15 protein-coding genes are annotated in these 13,202 nt (G+C 65.8%); 5 read left to right on the top strand and 10 right to left on the bottom strand.

The window, feature by feature from the left end:
* Positions 1 to 5: 5 nt before the first annotated feature.
* Positions 6 to 359, bottom strand: a complete 354-nt coding sequence (locus FIU81_RS11895) for a cupin domain-containing protein (RefSeq protein ID WP_124111271.1) — start codon at positions 357 to 359, stop codon at positions 6 to 8.
* The gene (gene trpS / locus FIU81_RS11890) at positions 360 to 1,379 is read right to left on the bottom strand and encodes a tryptophan--tRNA ligase (RefSeq protein WP_124111272.1); all 1,020 of its coding nucleotides are present in this window, start codon (positions 1,377 to 1,379) and stop codon (positions 360 to 362) included.
* A 75-nt stretch (positions 1,380 to 1,454) separates the two neighbouring features.
* Between trpS and FIU81_RS11885 the strand changes: the two genes are divergently transcribed.
* Complete coding sequence (locus FIU81_RS11885; protein ID WP_124111352.1) at positions 1,455 to 2,138, top strand: rhomboid family intramembrane serine protease; 684 nt, start codon at positions 1,455 to 1,457, stop codon at positions 2,136 to 2,138.
* Here the strand turns inward: FIU81_RS11885 and murJ are convergent.
* Positions 2,135 to 3,673, bottom strand: a complete 1,539-nt coding sequence (gene murJ, locus FIU81_RS11880; RefSeq protein WP_124111273.1) for a murein biosynthesis integral membrane protein MurJ — start codon at positions 3,671 to 3,673, stop codon at positions 2,135 to 2,137. The two genes, FIU81_RS11885 and murJ, sit on opposite strands and share 4 nt — an antisense overlap.
* A 102-nt stretch (positions 3,674 to 3,775) precedes the next feature.
* On the opposite strand from murJ, the gene FIU81_RS11875 reads away from it, so the two are divergent.
* A complete protein-coding gene (locus FIU81_RS11875; RefSeq protein WP_124111274.1) occupies positions 3,776 to 4,549 on the top strand; it encodes an ion transporter in 774 nt (257 codons plus the stop codon).
* Between the two features lie 59 nt (positions 4,550 to 4,608).
* Here the strand turns inward: FIU81_RS11875 and FIU81_RS11870 are convergent, their stop codons facing one another.
* Together FIU81_RS11870 and hrpB are read right to left on the bottom strand one after the other, a co-directional pair.
* Positions 4,609 to 4,809, bottom strand: a complete 201-nt coding sequence (locus tag FIU81_RS11870; RefSeq protein WP_124111275.1) for a hypothetical protein — start codon at positions 4,807 to 4,809, stop codon at positions 4,609 to 4,611.
* 2 nt (positions 4,810 to 4,811) lie between these two features.
* Positions 4,812 to 7,199, bottom strand: a complete 2,388-nt coding sequence (hrpB, locus tag FIU81_RS11865; RefSeq protein ID WP_124111276.1) for an ATP-dependent helicase HrpB — start codon at positions 7,197 to 7,199, stop codon at positions 4,812 to 4,814.
* Positions 7,200 to 7,259: 60 nt separating this feature from the next.
* On the opposite strand from hrpB, the gene meaB reads away from it, so the two are divergent.
* Together meaB and rpmB are read left to right on the top strand one after the other, a co-directional pair.
* Positions 7,260 to 8,249, top strand: coding sequence for a methylmalonyl Co-A mutase-associated GTPase MeaB (gene meaB, locus FIU81_RS11860; RefSeq protein ID WP_124111277.1), 990 nt, complete (start codon positions 7,260 to 7,262; stop codon positions 8,247 to 8,249).
* A gap of 107 nt (positions 8,250 to 8,356) precedes the next feature.
* A complete protein-coding gene (gene rpmB, locus FIU81_RS11855; protein WP_124111278.1) occupies positions 8,357 to 8,644 on the top strand; it encodes a 50S ribosomal protein L28 in 288 nt (95 codons plus the stop codon).
* Positions 8,645 to 8,700: 56 nt separating this feature from the next.
* Here rpmB and FIU81_RS11850 read toward each other — a convergent pair whose 3' ends face one another.
* Positions 8,701 to 9,375, bottom strand: a complete 675-nt coding sequence (locus tag FIU81_RS11850) for an NAD-dependent deacylase (RefSeq protein WP_124111279.1) — start codon at positions 9,373 to 9,375, stop codon at positions 8,701 to 8,703.
* Between the two features lie 42 nt (positions 9,376 to 9,417).
* On the opposite strand from FIU81_RS11850, the gene FIU81_RS11845 reads away from it, so the two are divergent.
* Positions 9,418 to 9,861 carry a low molecular weight protein-tyrosine-phosphatase gene (locus FIU81_RS11845; RefSeq protein WP_124111280.1) on the top strand — a complete coding sequence of 148 codons (444 nt, stop codon included), beginning with the start codon at positions 9,418 to 9,420 and terminating at the stop codon, positions 9,859 to 9,861.
* Here the strand turns inward: FIU81_RS11845 and FIU81_RS11840 are convergent.
* The 4 genes from FIU81_RS11840 to FIU81_RS11825 form a co-directional block, all read right to left on the bottom strand.
* A complete protein-coding gene (locus FIU81_RS11840) occupies positions 9,849 to 10,148 on the bottom strand; it encodes a hypothetical protein (protein WP_124111281.1) in 300 nt (99 codons plus the stop codon). The genes FIU81_RS11845 and FIU81_RS11840 overlap by 13 nt on opposite strands.
* A gap of 111 nt (positions 10,149 to 10,259) precedes the next feature.
* Positions 10,260 to 10,529, bottom strand: a complete 270-nt coding sequence (locus FIU81_RS11835) for an acylphosphatase (protein ID WP_124111282.1) — start codon at positions 10,527 to 10,529, stop codon at positions 10,260 to 10,262.
* The gene (locus FIU81_RS11830) at positions 10,526 to 11,965 is read right to left on the bottom strand and encodes a UdgX family uracil-DNA binding protein (RefSeq protein ID WP_124111283.1); all 1,440 of its coding nucleotides are present in this window, start codon (positions 11,963 to 11,965) and stop codon (positions 10,526 to 10,528) included. The genes FIU81_RS11835 and FIU81_RS11830 overlap by 4 nt, the downstream gene beginning before the upstream one ends.
* Complete coding sequence (locus FIU81_RS11825; RefSeq protein WP_124111284.1) at positions 11,965 to 13,200, bottom strand: putative DNA modification/repair radical SAM protein; 1,236 nt, start codon at positions 13,198 to 13,200, stop codon at positions 11,965 to 11,967. Before FIU81_RS11825 ends, FIU81_RS11830 begins: the two co-directional genes overlap by 1 nt.
* Positions 13,201 to 13,202 lie beyond the last annotated feature (2 nt).

Genomic DNA, 13,202 nt, shown 5'->3' with positions numbered 1-13,202 from the left:
CGGGGCTAGATTGTATCCTTGCGGGCCGCGGTGGCGGTGTCGCCCGTGTTCGGCGTGCCGGCGGGCTCGATCAGCAGTAGATGAACCTCTTCCTCGGCCACGGGGCGATGCTCGACGCCTTTCGGCACGACATAAAGCTCACCGGGGCCCAGCGTCACATCGCCGTCGCGCATCTCGATCCTCAGGCGGCCCTTGAGGACCAGAAAGAAATCGTCGGTGTCCGGGTGGCTGTGCCAGGTGAATGCCCCCAGCGCCTTGACCACCATCACGTCGCAGCCGTTGAACCCGGCGACAATCTTCGGGCTCCAATGGTTCGCAAACGTCGACAGCTTGTCGGCCAAGTTTACCGCATCCGACATCTAACGCACCATCCCGACGATCTCATAGGTTTTCGCCAGGATCGGCGACGCGATCTCTCGTGCGCGTTCCGATCCACGGGCCAGCACGCGGTCGATCTCTGCCGTGTCCTGCATCAGGCGGCCCATCTCTTCGGTGATGGGTGACAGCTTCGCGACAGCAAGGTCCGCCAAGGCAGGCTTGAACTGGCCGAATTGCGATCCGCCGTGGTCGGCCATCACCTGCTCAACGGTCTGGTCCGACAGGGCAGCGTAGATGTTCACAAGGTTGCGGGCCTCGGGTCGGTCCTTCAGGCCGTCGTACTCGGACGGCAGCGGTTCAGGGTCGGTCTTGGCCTTGCGGATTTTCTTGGCGATCGTGTCGGCGTCGTCCGTCAGGTTGATGCGCGACGCGTCCGATGGGTCGGACTTCGACATCTTCTTGGTCCCGTCACGCAGGGACATGACGCGGGTGGCCGCCCCCTCGATCACAGGCTCTGTCAGCGGGAAGAAGTCCACACCGTAATCGTTGTTGAACTTCGCGGCGATGTCGCGCGTCAGCTCCAGATGCTGCTTCTGGTCCTCGCCCACGGGCACGTGGGTCGCGTGGTACAGCAGGATGTCCGCGGCCATCAGGGCAGGGTAGGCGAACAGGCCCAATGATGCAGCCTCGGCGTTCTTGCCGGCCTTGTCCTTCCACTGGGTCATCCGGCCCATCCAGCCCATGCGCGCCACGCAGTTGAAGATCCACGCAAGCTGCGCGTGCTCCGGCACCTGCGATTGGTTGATAAGGATGGACTTCTCGGGGTCGATGCCGGACGCGATGAAGCCCGCCGCAAGCTCTCGGGTATTGCGCGCAAGGTCCGCTGGGTCCTGCCAGACGGTGATCGCGTGCAGGTCGACCATGCAGTAGATGTTCTGGAAGCTGCCCTGATCCTGCATGTCCACGAAACGGCGGATCGCGCCAAGGTAATTGCCCAGCGTCAGGTGGCCGGACGGCTGGATGCCAGAGAAGACGCGGGGGGTGAACTTGGCTTCAGGCATGGGGATCGGGGCTTTCATCGGTGGTTGCGCTCGCTTACCGAGGGGGCCGTAACCCGTCAAGGAAGCCCCATGTCGATGCACGACCACAATGCCTCTCCCTTCAACGCGCTGCCCCCCGTGGTGGTCGCGCTGACGATTGCCATCTGCGCCATCGAACTGATCTTCCAAGCGGGTCGCGTCGGGATCATCGGGGGCGCGAGCGGCGTGGGCCTGCGGATCGACGCGCTCAACGCTTTCGCCTTCTCGCCGCAACTGTGGGAGCGGATGTGGGACACCGGTCAGTTCCCGCCGCGCGAGTTGCTGCGGCTGGTCAGCTACTCGTTCGTCCACTTGGGCTTCACGCACCTGCTTTTCGTCGCGGTGTTCCTGCTGGCGCTGGGCAAGATGGTGTCAGAGTCTTTCGGCCCGCTGCCCGTGCTGGCGATCTGGGTCGTGTCCGCGGTGACCGGCGCACTGGTCTACGGCGCGATTCCCGGCGTGCGCACCGCCTTGGTGGGCGGCTACCCGGCAGTCTACGGGCTGATCGGCGCCTATACGTTCCTGCTGTGGACCGGTCTTGGCGCCATGGGTGAACAGCGCATCCGGGCCTTCACGCTGATCGCGTTCCTGCTGGGCATCCAGCTTGCGTTCGGCTTGCTGTTCGGCGGCGGGCTGGACTGGATCGCCGATATCGCTGGCTTCGCGGCGGGCTTCCTTCTGTCCTTCGTCGTGTCGCCGGGCGGGTGGAGTCGGGTGCTTCAAAAGCTGCGCAATCGCTAGCGGCGGACCGTTCCGCGCAGTTCGCGGAACGACACCGCGCCCAGCAACTGCCCCGCGCCGAAGAACGATACGATGCCGGTCGCGACAAGGATCGCGAGGGCGAGGAACTTCCAACCGTCCACGAACAGCGGGGCCAGAGCCACGTTCGCGACCCAGACCACCACGCCCATCAGCACCGATGCCGCGACGATGCGGGGCCAGCGGCGGCGAAAGCGGTCGTCGGGGCTGGCGACTTCTCCCATGCGGCGCGCGCCAAGGATCAATTGAATCGCCATGAACCACGCGGCCACGGTCGTGCCTAGGGCGGCGGCGATGAAGCCGATCACCGGGGCAAGGGCTATGGCAACGACGGCGTTCACGACCAAGGCCACCAGCGCGAAGCGGAACGGCGTGCGGGTGTCTTCGCGGGCGAAGTAAAGCGGCTGCCAGACCTTCTGCAGCACGAAGGCGGGCAGGCCCAACCCGTAGACGGCCAGCACCAGCGCGGTGGCGGCGGTATCGTCGGCATCGAAGGCACCGCGCTGGAAGAGTGTCGCGACCAGCGGCATGGGGATCACGAGGAAGGCGATGGTGCAGGGCACCGTCAGCACCAGCGCGAACTCTGCCGCGCGGGACAGCGCATCGCGCCCGCCAGCATCGTCCGATGCGCGCAGGCGGCGGGACAGGTCGGGCAACAGCACCACGCCGATGGCGATGCCGACAACGCCGAGCGGCAGTTGATACAGACGGTCCGCGTAGGACAGCCACGCGATGGCCCCGTCGAAGAAGGACGCGACCTGACGGCCCACCAGCAGGTTCACTTGCACGACGCCGCCCGCCAGCATCGCGGGGCCCATGATGGTGCCCAACCGCTTCATCTCTGGCGTCAGGCGGGGCAGGCGGGGGATCAGCGTGAAGCCCGCGCGGGATGCTGCGATCCACACCACGGCCAGTTGCAGGATGCCGCCGACAGGCACCGTCCACACCAGCGTCAGGCCAGGCGGCCAGCCCACCGCGTCGCCCAGCAGCAGCGCACCGACCAGCGCGATGTTCAACAGAACCGGCGCGGCGGCGGCGGCCACGAAACGCCCCGCCGCGTTCAGCACGCCCGACAGCAAGGCCGCCAGAGAGATCAGCACGATATAGGGAAAACAGATGCGCCCATACAGAACCGCTAGGTCGAAGCGATTATCCTCCGCAAAGCCCGACGCCATTGCGAAGACCAGCGCGGGCATAGCCACTTGCGCGATGACGGTGAAGACGATCAGCACCGTCGCCAGCCCGGCAAAGGCGTCCTGTGCAAAACCCTGCGGATTCTCGCCCGATTCCAGCCGTTTCGAAAACATCGGCACGAAGGCGGTGTTGAACGCACCTTCCGCAAAGAAACGGCGGAACATGTTGGGCAGGGCGAAGGCCACAAGGAACGCTTCTGCCACCGGCCCCGCGCCCAAGAAGGCAGCGATCAGGATGTCGCGGGCGAAACCGAAGATGCGCGACAGGAAGGTCCAGGCGCCGACGGTCACGAAGCCGGAGATCAGGCGGACGGGGCGGGCCATGGTGCGTTCCTTCGCGGTTCGCGTGCAGCTATGTCGTCAGCTTGATCGGCGTGCAAGCCGACACGCGTTGACGACAGCGCGCGCTTGGCTAAACCGCACCTTATGACCCTGCGCGATCGCATCAAATCCATCCTCGACCGTGACACCACGCGCAACGCGATCACCGCCGTGATCGTGGTGAATGCGGTGCTTCTGGGGATGGAGACGTCGCCCGCGCTGATGGCCCGTTTCGGCACGCTGATCGTCGCGCTGGACACCGTCTGCTTATCGATCTTCGTCGTTGAATTGGCGGCGAAGCTGTATGCCTACCGGCTGGCGTTCTTCCGGTCGGGCTGGAACATCTTCGATTTCATCGTCGTAGGCATTGCGCTGGCCCCGTCATCGGGCGGGCTGTCGGTGCTGCGCGCCCTGCGCATCTTGCGGGTGCTGCGCGTCGTCTCGAACGCGCCGCGCCTGCGGCGGGTGATCGAAGGCTTCCTGTCCGCCCTGCCGGGCATGGCCAGCGTCTTCCTGCTGATGGCGCTGATCTTCTACATTGCCGCCGTGATCGCCACCAAGCTCTTCGGCGCGGCGTTTCCCGAGTGGTTCGGCGATCTGGGGCTGTCGGCTTACACCTTGTTCCAGATCATGACGCTGGAATCATGGTCCATGGGCATCGTGCGCCCCGTGATGGAAGCCTACCCCTATGCCTGGGCGTTTTTCGTGCCCTTCATCATGGTGACGACCTTCGCTGTCGTGAACCTGATCGTGGGTCTGATCGTCAATTCGATGCAGTCCGCGCATGAAGAGGAATCCGTCGCCGCCACAGAGACTTACCGCGATGCGGTGCTGGAGCGGCTGGAAGCGATCGAGCGGCGGTTGGATCGGCGGGACTAGGGGCTCTGCCCCTCGGCGCTGTGCGCCTCACCCCGCGGTATTTGCAGAACGATGAAGGGTCAGACGCCTGCGAGCACGGCCTTGGCGCGAGATTCGGCGCGGCGGATGCGGATGCAGGTCAGGTAGGCTTCTTCCATCGTCTGGCTGGCGTTGGCGATGGCCTCGGCCACGCGGCGCACCAGTTCCTCTTCCGCGCCGGCGTCGATCTTCGCGATTGTCTCTTGGGCCAGTTGGTCGGCGACCTGTTCCAGAAGGGTCATGTTCAGTCCTTTCGGCGCTTGGCGCGCAGTGTGGGATCGGCCTGCGTGGGATCGTCGGGCCAGGGATGACGGGGGTAGCGCGCGCGCATGTCCTTTGCCACGTCGGCATAGCTGCCCGTCCAGAAGCCCGGCAAGTCCTGCGTCACCTGCACAGAGCGATTGGCGGGCGACAGCAGGTCCAGCCGCAGCGGTGCTCCTGCAACGGTGGGGTGGCGGGTCATGCCGTAGAGTTCCTGCACGCGTATGCTGACCTGCGGCGCCTCTCCGCCGTAGTCGATGGGCACGCGTCGGCCCAGCGGGGTCAGCAGATGAGAGGGGGCTTCGTCCTCCAGACGGCGCTGATCGGCGTAAGACAGGCGGGCCTGCAAGGCAGGCAGCAAGTCAAAGCGCCGCCAGTCTTCGGTGGTTTTGACGCCGGTCAGGAAGGGCAGAAGCCACGTTTCGGCGCTGTCTTTCAGCGCGTCTTCGTCGGTCGGGAACAGGTCCAGAAGTGCGACACGGGACAGGAAGCGTTTGACGGGCGCGGGCAGGGGCAGGGGCTGTTCGCGCACGCCGTCCAGCATTGCGCGCGCGATGGCGTCGGGCGGCGCGTCGGGCCATGTGCGGTCGTCCAGCGCGATGGCACCCAGCCGTTCCTGTTGGCGGGCGATCACGCGCCCGTCGCGGCGGGACCATTCGCAGACGTCATGCCAACCGATCCGGTCCGCATGGACGGCGCGCAACTCTGTCTCGGATATGGCGATGGCCTGCCGGATCGTCGCTTCGCGCGGGTGGCCGTCGGTGTCGGTCACAACGATCAGGCGCCGGGAAGCCATCGGATCGCCCTCGGCCATCTTCGCCCCTTTGCCGCCCGACAGAAGCCAGCGTGGCGCGTCACCCGCGCGCCGCAGTCCGATCCGGTCGGGATAGGCGAGAGCGGCGTGCTGAGCGGTGGTGAGGGCCCCGTCGCCCTTGCCGAACCGGCGCAGACGTTTGGCCTCTTGCCTGATGCGCTGAACGGCGGGCTGCGGTGCGTTGAAGGCGCGGGGGTCCCGAAGGGCGCGCAGGCGCAGCGAGAGGTCCGCGCCGCGATCCCAAAGAATATCGCGTTCTGACAAGATTGCCGCCAGATCAGCCGCGTCAGACCCTCCGATTTGCAGCATATGTGCAAGTCGGGGGTGCAGCGGCATCGCCACCAAGGCGCGTCCGTGCTCGGTGATGCCGCCTCCGTCCAGGGCACCCAGATCGGTCAGAAGCGCCCGCGCCTCTGCCAGCGTGCCCTCTGGTAGCGGGGTTAGAAAGGGCAACGCGGTGCCCATGGGATCGCCCCACAGCGCCAGTTCCAAGGCCAGCGCGGTCAGGTCCGCCGCCTCGATCTCCGGCGGGGCGAAGGCGGGCAAAGCGCCGTCTTCGCCCTTGGTCCACAGCTTCAACGCCGTTCCGGGTGCGACACGGCCCGCGCGCCCCGCACGTTGCGTCGCCTCTGCCCGGCTGACCCGTTCCGTCACCAGCCGCGTCATTCCCGATCCGGGATCGAACCGCGCGCGGCGGGCCAGACCGCCGTCCACGACGATCCGCACGTCCTCGATGGTCAGCGAGGTTTCCGCGATGGCGGTCGTCAGAACGACCTTGCGCCCCCGCGATGGCGCGATGGCCGCGCGTTGCTCGGCGAAGGGGAGCGCGCCGAAAAGCGGTCGGACCTCGACCCCCGGCAGGTTCAGGCGGGATGCGACACGCCTGATTTCTCCTTCCCCCGGCAGAAAGGCCAGCACGCCGCCGTCTTCCTCTGCCACCGCCTGCGCGATCAGATCGGCCATCGCAGCGTCGAACCGAGTGGCTTTGGGCACGGGGCGATCCAGCCAGCGCGGGGTCACAGGAAAGGCGCGTCCCGCGCTTGTGATCACGGGCGCGTCGTCCAGCAATGCGGCCACCGGCCCTGCATCCAAGGTGGCCGACATGACCACCACCGCCAGATTGGGGCGCAGGGCTTGGCGCACCTCCCACACAAGCGCCAACCCCAGATCGGCGTTCAAGGAGCGCTCGTGGAACTCGTCGAAGATCACGCAGCCGATGCCGTCCAATCCAGGGTCGCGTTGCAGGCGGCGGGTCAGGATGCCTTCGGTGACGACCTCGATCCGCGTGGCGTCGGACACGACGCGCTCGCCCCGCACGGCGTAACCGACCGTCTGCCCCACAGGCTCGCCCAGCGTGGCGGCCATGCGCTCGGCGGCGGCGCGGGCGGCAAGACGGCGCGGCTCCAGCATGACGATTCGGCCCGTGATCTGGCCAAGCAGCGCCAGCGGCACGCGGGTCGTCTTGCCCGCACCGGGTGGGGCTTGCAGCACGGCACGGCCTGATGCCGCGACGGCGGCGCGCAGGTCGTCCAGTACGGCATCGATTGGCAGGTCCATGGTGTCCGAACTACAGGCGGGCGCTGGACAATCCCAGCCCCGCGCGGGCATCAAGCGGGCATGGATATGAAGGCGATGGCACAGGGGATCAGGAACGGCGACCGCCGCGCCCTGTCGCGCGGGATCACGCTGGTCGAATCGTCGCGTGCGGATCACCGGGCGGACGCGATCGCGCTGTTGGAAGCGGTGACCGATCCCGACCGGCAGGCCGTGCGAATCGGGCTGTCGGGAACGCCGGGTGTCGGGAAATCGACCTTCATCGAGGCGTTCGGCCTGCAACGCACGGGCGCGGGTCAGCGGGTTGCCGTGCTGGCGGTGGACCCGTCTTCGTCGCGCACAGGCGGCTCGATTCTGGGTGACAAGACGCGGATGGACCTGCTGTCGCGTGATCCGAACGCCTTTATCCGCCCCTCTCCAAGCCAGACCGAACTCGGCGGCGTCGCGCGCCGCACGCGAGAGGCCATCGCCCTGTGCGAAGCGGCGGGGTTCGATGTGGTGATCGTGGAAACCGTCGGCGTGGGCCAATCAGAGACGATGGTCGCCCAAATGACCGATCTTTTCGTGCTGCTGCTGGCGCCGGGCGGCGGCGACGAGTTGCAGGGCGTCAAGCGCGGCATCATGGAGATCGCTGACCTGATCCTTGTAAACAAGGCCGATGGCGCGATGGTCGGCCCCGCGCAGGCCACGCGCGCGGATTATCAGGGCGCGCTGCGGCTGATGCGGCGGCGTGACGGCGATCCGGACGATTTTCCCAAGGCGCTCGCGGTATCGGCGGTGTCTGGCGCGGGGCTGGACGGCGCGTGGGAGGCGATGACCACGCTTGCGGACCATCGCCGCAAGACCGGCCATTGGGACCGTACCCGTGCCGCGCAAAACCGCCACTGGTTCGAGGATGGCGTGCGGCAGGGGCTGATGCGGCGGCTGACGGCCGATGCGGATACCCGCGCGGCGATGGACCGGCTGGGCGATGCAGTAGGCCGCGGAGAGACCGCGCCTGCCGCCGCTGCGGCAGAGATGCTGGCGAGACTGTTCCCCGAACAACGCGATTGACGCCCGGCTTCGCTTGACGCCCCGCGTCTCATACCTTATCGCGCGTCAACTCAAACCCATTCCCGTCCCGGCGACTTTCGCCCGGACATGACTGCGAGGATCAGCCCATGTCGCGCGTTTGCGAACTGACCGGCAAAGGCCCCATGACGGGCAACAACGTAAGCCACGCCAACAATAAGACGCGGCGTCGCTATCTGCCCAACCTGAACGACGTCACGCTGATGTCGGAAGTGCTGGGCCGCACCGTGAAGCTGCGGATTTCCGCCGCTGCCCTGCGCACCGTGGATCACCGCGGTGGCCTTGACGGCTTCATGGCGAAAGCCAAGGCCGACGAGCTGAGCGCGCGTGCGCTGAAGATCAAGAAAGAGATCGAGAAAGCTGCAACCGCAGCCTGATCGCCTTGATGTGACGTATTGCCGAAGCCTCGCTGTCAGCGGGGCTTTCGGCGTTTTCAGGCCGTGAGTACGCGATCCACCCAATCTGGCACGATGTCGGTTGCGGGGCCGTAGAGGCCATCGTCGAACCGCCCGCCGCTGGGCTCCAGGTTCAGTTCCAGCGTCTCGATGCCATAAGCGCGCGCCATCTCTACGAAGCCTGCAGCGGGATAGACCGTTCCGCTTGTGCCGATGGCGACGAAGAGATCGGCAGCCGACAAGGCGTTTTCGATCCGGTCCATGTGGTAGGGCATTTCCCCGAACCAGACGACATCGGGCCGGGTCGCTTTGGCTGCGCATGCGGGGCAGGGATCGCTGACCTGCATCACCGCAGGTGCGTCCCATCGTGCACCGCATCCCGCACACAGCGCCCAGTCAAGCTGGCCGTGCATGTGGATTACGTCGCGCGCACCCGCCGCTTCCAGCAGGCTATCGACGTTCTGTGTGACCAGCGCGGTCTGCGTCTGCTGGGACAACCGTGCGAGAGCGGTGTGCGCTGCGTTGGGCGTCGCGCTGTCGGCATTGGCGCGGCGTGCGTTGTAGAACGCCAACACCTTTTCGGGATCGGCGGCGAAGCCTTCGGGCGTCGCCACCTCTGACAGATCGTACTGCGTCCACAGCCCGCCTTCGTCGCGAAAGGTGCCAAGGCCGCTTTCGGCAGACAGACCCGCACCGGTCAGAACGAAGATCATTCGCGGCTCGACTGCGGTAGTTGATCGGCTAGGTTCCAGGTCATGCGTATCCTCGTCGTCTGTCTTGGAAACATCTGCCGCTCACCCAGCGCCGAAGCCGTGCTGCGCGCGAAGGCCGAATCGCGTGGGTTGGATTGGCAGATCGATAGCGCTGGAACGGGCGACTGGCATATCGGCAATCCGCCCTACGGTCCGATGATCGCGGCGGCGCGGGAGGCCGGATATGACCTGTCCGATCTGCGCGCGCGGCAGGTTGGCCCGGATGACTTCGCGCGGTTCGACCTTATCCTCGTGACGGATCGACAGAACCAGCGGGATGTAGAGGCGCTGCGCCCGACCGGGAACAAGACCCCGGTGCGCCTGCTTGCGCCGTTCGCGGGGGATGCAGGGCAAGACGTGCCCGACCCCTATCACACCCGCGATTTCGACGGCGCACTGCGGCTGATCGAACGCGCTGCCGATGGGCTGCTGGATCAGCTGCAGTAATTCTCTGCGGCGCTGCCGAAGGCGCGGTACTTCTTCCAGAACACTTCATGGTTCGAGCGGTCGGACTGGCGAATTTCCTGCGCCATGTGTGGATCGCGGAAGAACTTGGCCGCCAGCCGCTGATCGCGACGGTCCAGCGTCACGTCCGCGACCTGCTGAATGCAGCTGCACAGCGCCTGCTTGCCCGCCGCGCGGTCGGATCGCTTGCACGCACGCTCGATGGCGCCAGCGTGAACGGTGCCTGCCAGAAGAATCCCGGTCAGTGTCAGGGTGATAAATTTTGTCATCGCTATGCCTCGTAGCTTGATGGTTCGGCGCCGGGTTATCCCGGTCATTCTGCCCACAACTAGTTAACACGAGGTAGCGCGCGGCCCAAATCACGAAATCGCCGGGCGCGGCTAGCGTATCTGAAAATCCACAGCGCCCGCGGTTTCGGTATCGCGTGCCGACACGTCAGCGACCTTGGACGGCGCGGGGCCTTTACGCAGCGCCTCCTGCATCTTGCGCAGCGATTCGCTATCGCCTTCGAAAACCGCCTCGACGCTGCCGTCGTCGCGATTGCGCACCCATCCCGTCAGGCCAAGATCGCGGGCCGTGCGTTGCGTCCAGGCGCGAAAGCCGACGCCTTGAACGCGGCCCTGAACAGTGACGTGGATTGCATCGGTCATGCGGCATGCTCCTTCAACCAATCGGCAGCCTGCGCCAGATCGGCGCGGAAGCCGCGGGTAGCGGCTTCTTTCGCTTGGGCATTGGGGACGCGCAGCAGGTAGGACGGGTGCAGTGTCAGCAGGACCGGCGTGCCGTCCGGCGTTTCCTCGAACGTGCCGCGGCGGTTCATGATGCCCGCCGCGCGCCCGGTCAGCGCGCCTGCAGCCGTCGCGCCCATCGCCAAAATCAAGCCGGGTTTCACCAGCTGGCGTTCCGCGTCGAGCCACCAGCGGCAGGCCTGCACTTCGCCAGCGTCAGGCTTCTGGTGGATGCGCCGCTTGCCGCGCGCGGTGAATTTGAAATGTTTGACGGCGTTCGTCACGAAGGCCCGGTCACGCGGCAGGCCAACCTCTGCCGCGATCTGATCGAAGAGCTGCCCGGCAGGGCCGACGAAGGGGCGTCCCGCCAGATCCTCCTGATCGCCGGGCTGTTCGCCGACGATCATCAGCGGCGCGTCCAACGGTCCTTCGCCCATCACCACCTGCGTCGCATCCGAATACAGCGGGCAGCGCGTGCATCCGCCCGCATCGCGGCGCAAAGCCTCAAGATCGGTGGCGGGGGGCGGCATTTCTTGGTCCATCATCAGTCGCTCCGTAATCTTCGCGGCCCGCACAGGCGGCAGCGTCGGCGCGCTGGCCTGCATCTGCCGCACCCGCGTCTCTGCGCTGGCGATGAGTTCCGGGATCAGCGCGGCTTCGGGCATGTTCTTCCAGTATTTCTTCGGCATCTCCGCCTGCATCGCCTTTATCTTCAGGCGCGCGGGATTGAAGATGTTCCGGAAATAGGTGGACCAAAGCTCTTCCGTCGCATCCTCGGGCAGGGGCGGCTTTGGCTGGCCGTCCGAGAAGACAACGTCCCCATCCGTGAACGTCGCGGTCAGATCGGGCGTGACGATCACCCAATCCATGTCTCCGAACCGGCGCATGAAGAAGCCCGCCAGCGGCTCGACGATATGGTGCGACGGCTCGAACCAAGCGGCGAAGCGGCGGCGGGTGTCGTTCAGCGCGTCGATCTCGCGAAAGCGCAGGAACGCTTTCATCTTGTGCTTGTCGCGATTGACCGACTTTTCCATCTCACGCAGCTTTGCCAACCCAGCATCCCCTCGGTCGGACATCAGTCCGGGCGTATCGCGCAGCCGCCAAAGCAGCGCATACAGCCGGGCGAACCGTTCCGGATCGGCATGCCAGCACACGTTCTGGGTCAGCTCGACGAAGGATTTCGGTACGCGCAAATCACCCGTTGGCGGGACGGTGGGCGCTTCGGCGAACAGGTCATCTGCGCATTCACCATACTGCCAGATCACGTCCTCTGGCGGCACACCACCGGCCACCAACCCCCGCGCCGCGTCTCTCCAAGCCTGCGCGGTGTTCCGCGTGGGGACCCGGATCGTGGGCATCAGAACAGGCTCAACTGCTCGGGCGGCGGCGCGAAGCGCGCGCGCAGGTCAGCCGTGTCGGTCAGCGCGCCGGGCGACCAGCCCTGCGCCGTGATGAAGGCGCGCGCTTTCTTCAGACTGGCCCCCATGCGGTTAAGGTCCTCATATCGCAAGTTTCTGTGCCGGCGAGAGGTCAGGATGCGGTTCACCGTCTTCACGCCGAAGCCCGGAACGCGCAGCAGCATCTCACGCGTGGCGCGGTTCACATCCAGCGGGAAGTGATGGCGGTTCTGCAAGGCCCACGCCAGCTTCGGGTCGATCTGCAGATCAAGGTTACCGTCCGCGGTCGTGCCGGTGATCTCGTCCAACCCGAAGCCGTAGAATCGCAGCAGCCAGTCGGCCTGATACAAGCGATGCTCACGCTCCAACGGCGGACGGATCAGCGGCAGTTTGGCGGTCGCGTCGGGAATGGGCGAAAAGGCGGAATAGTAGACGCGTTTCAGCTTGTAGCTGGAGTAAAGGCGCGTCGACTGCCCAAGAATAGCAGCATCGTTGGACCCATCGGCCCCCACGATCATCTGCGTGGACTGGCCTGCGGGCGCGAACTTCGGGGGCCGCTTGCCGGTGTGCGACCGGTCCTTGGTCGCGTCCTTGCGCAACCGCACATCCGCCATCGCCTTGCGGATGGTTTCGGGGTGCTTTTCGGGCGCATAGGCCTTCACGCTGGCGTCCGTGGGCAGTTCGACGTTGATGGACAGACGGTCCGCTAGCGCGCCCGCCTCGGCGATCAGATCGGGGTCGGCGTCAGGGATGGTTTTAAGGTGGATATACCCTTTGAACCGATGCTCCACCCGCAATTTGCGCGCAATTTGTACCATTTCGAGCATCGTCTCATCTGGCGAGCGCACGATCCCCGACGACAGGAACAGCCCTTCGATGTAATTGCGCCGGTAGAATTCGGTCGTCAGCGTCACGACCTCATCCACCGTGAACCGCGCCCGCGTGACGTTCGATGACACGCGGTTGATGCAATACGCGCAGTCGTAGATGCAGAAGTTGGTCAGCAGAATTTTCAGCAGGCTGATGCACCGCCCGTCCGGTGCGTAGGCGTGGCAGATGCCCGATCCTTCGGTGGACCCCAAGCCATCGCCCTTGCGGGAATCGCGTCGCGATGTGCCGGACGAGGCGCAGGACGCATCGTATTTCGCGGCATCGGACAGGATCGCCAGTTTTTCGTCGAGTGTGAATCGCGCCATTC

The sequence above is a fragment of the Palleronia sp. THAF1 genome (assembly GCF_009363795.1).
In the GTDB taxonomy this organism is placed as follows: Bacteria; Pseudomonadota; Alphaproteobacteria; order Rhodobacterales; family Rhodobacteraceae; genus Palleronia.
Note: the sequence above shows the minus strand (reverse complement) of the source record. Positions and strands in the feature narration are given on the sequence as shown.

What these genes read in the sequence shown, in the direction of transcription:
- FIU81_RS11895 (WP_124111271.1), bottom strand. Translation starts at nt 359, where the DNA reads ATGTCGGATGCGGTAAACTTGGCCGACAAGCTGTCGACGTTTGCGAAC.
- trpS (WP_124111272.1), bottom strand. Translation starts at nt 1,379, where the DNA reads ATGCCTGAAGCCAAGTTCACCCCCCGCGTCTTCTCTGGCATCCAGCCG.
- FIU81_RS11885 (WP_124111352.1), top strand. Translation starts at nt 1,455, where the DNA reads ATGCACGACCACAATGCCTCTCCCTTCAACGCGCTGCCCCCCGTGGTG.
- murJ (WP_124111273.1), bottom strand. Translation starts at nt 3,673, where the DNA reads ATGGCCCGCCCCGTCCGCCTGATCTCCGGCTTCGTGACCGTCGGCGCC.
- FIU81_RS11875 (WP_124111274.1), top strand. Translation starts at nt 3,776, where the DNA reads ATGACCCTGCGCGATCGCATCAAATCCATCCTCGACCGTGACACCACG.
- FIU81_RS11870 (WP_124111275.1), bottom strand. Translation starts at nt 4,809, where the DNA reads ATGACCCTTCTGGAACAGGTCGCCGACCAACTGGCCCAAGAGACAATC.
- hrpB (WP_124111276.1), bottom strand. Translation starts at nt 7,199, where the DNA reads ATGGACCTGCCAATCGATGCCGTACTGGACGACCTGCGCGCCGCCGTC.
- meaB (WP_124111277.1), top strand. Translation starts at nt 7,260, where the DNA reads ATGGATATGAAGGCGATGGCACAGGGGATCAGGAACGGCGACCGCCGC.
- rpmB (WP_124111278.1), top strand. Translation starts at nt 8,357, where the DNA reads ATGTCGCGCGTTTGCGAACTGACCGGCAAAGGCCCCATGACGGGCAAC.
- FIU81_RS11850 (WP_124111279.1), bottom strand. Translation starts at nt 9,375, where the DNA reads ATGATCTTCGTTCTGACCGGTGCGGGTCTGTCTGCCGAAAGCGGCCTT.
- FIU81_RS11845 (WP_124111280.1), top strand. Translation starts at nt 9,418, where the DNA reads ATGCGTATCCTCGTCGTCTGTCTTGGAAACATCTGCCGCTCACCCAGC.
- FIU81_RS11840 (WP_124111281.1), bottom strand. Translation starts at nt 10,148, where the DNA reads ATGACAAAATTTATCACCCTGACACTGACCGGGATTCTTCTGGCAGGC.
- FIU81_RS11835 (WP_124111282.1), bottom strand. Translation starts at nt 10,529, where the DNA reads ATGACCGATGCAATCCACGTCACTGTTCAGGGCCGCGTTCAAGGCGTC.
- FIU81_RS11830 (WP_124111283.1), bottom strand. Translation starts at nt 11,965, where the DNA reads ATGCCCACGATCCGGGTCCCCACGCGGAACACCGCGCAGGCTTGGAGA.
- FIU81_RS11825 (WP_124111284.1), bottom strand. Translation starts at nt 13,200, where the DNA reads ATGGCGCGATTCACACTCGACGAAAAACTGGCGATCCTGTCCGATGCC.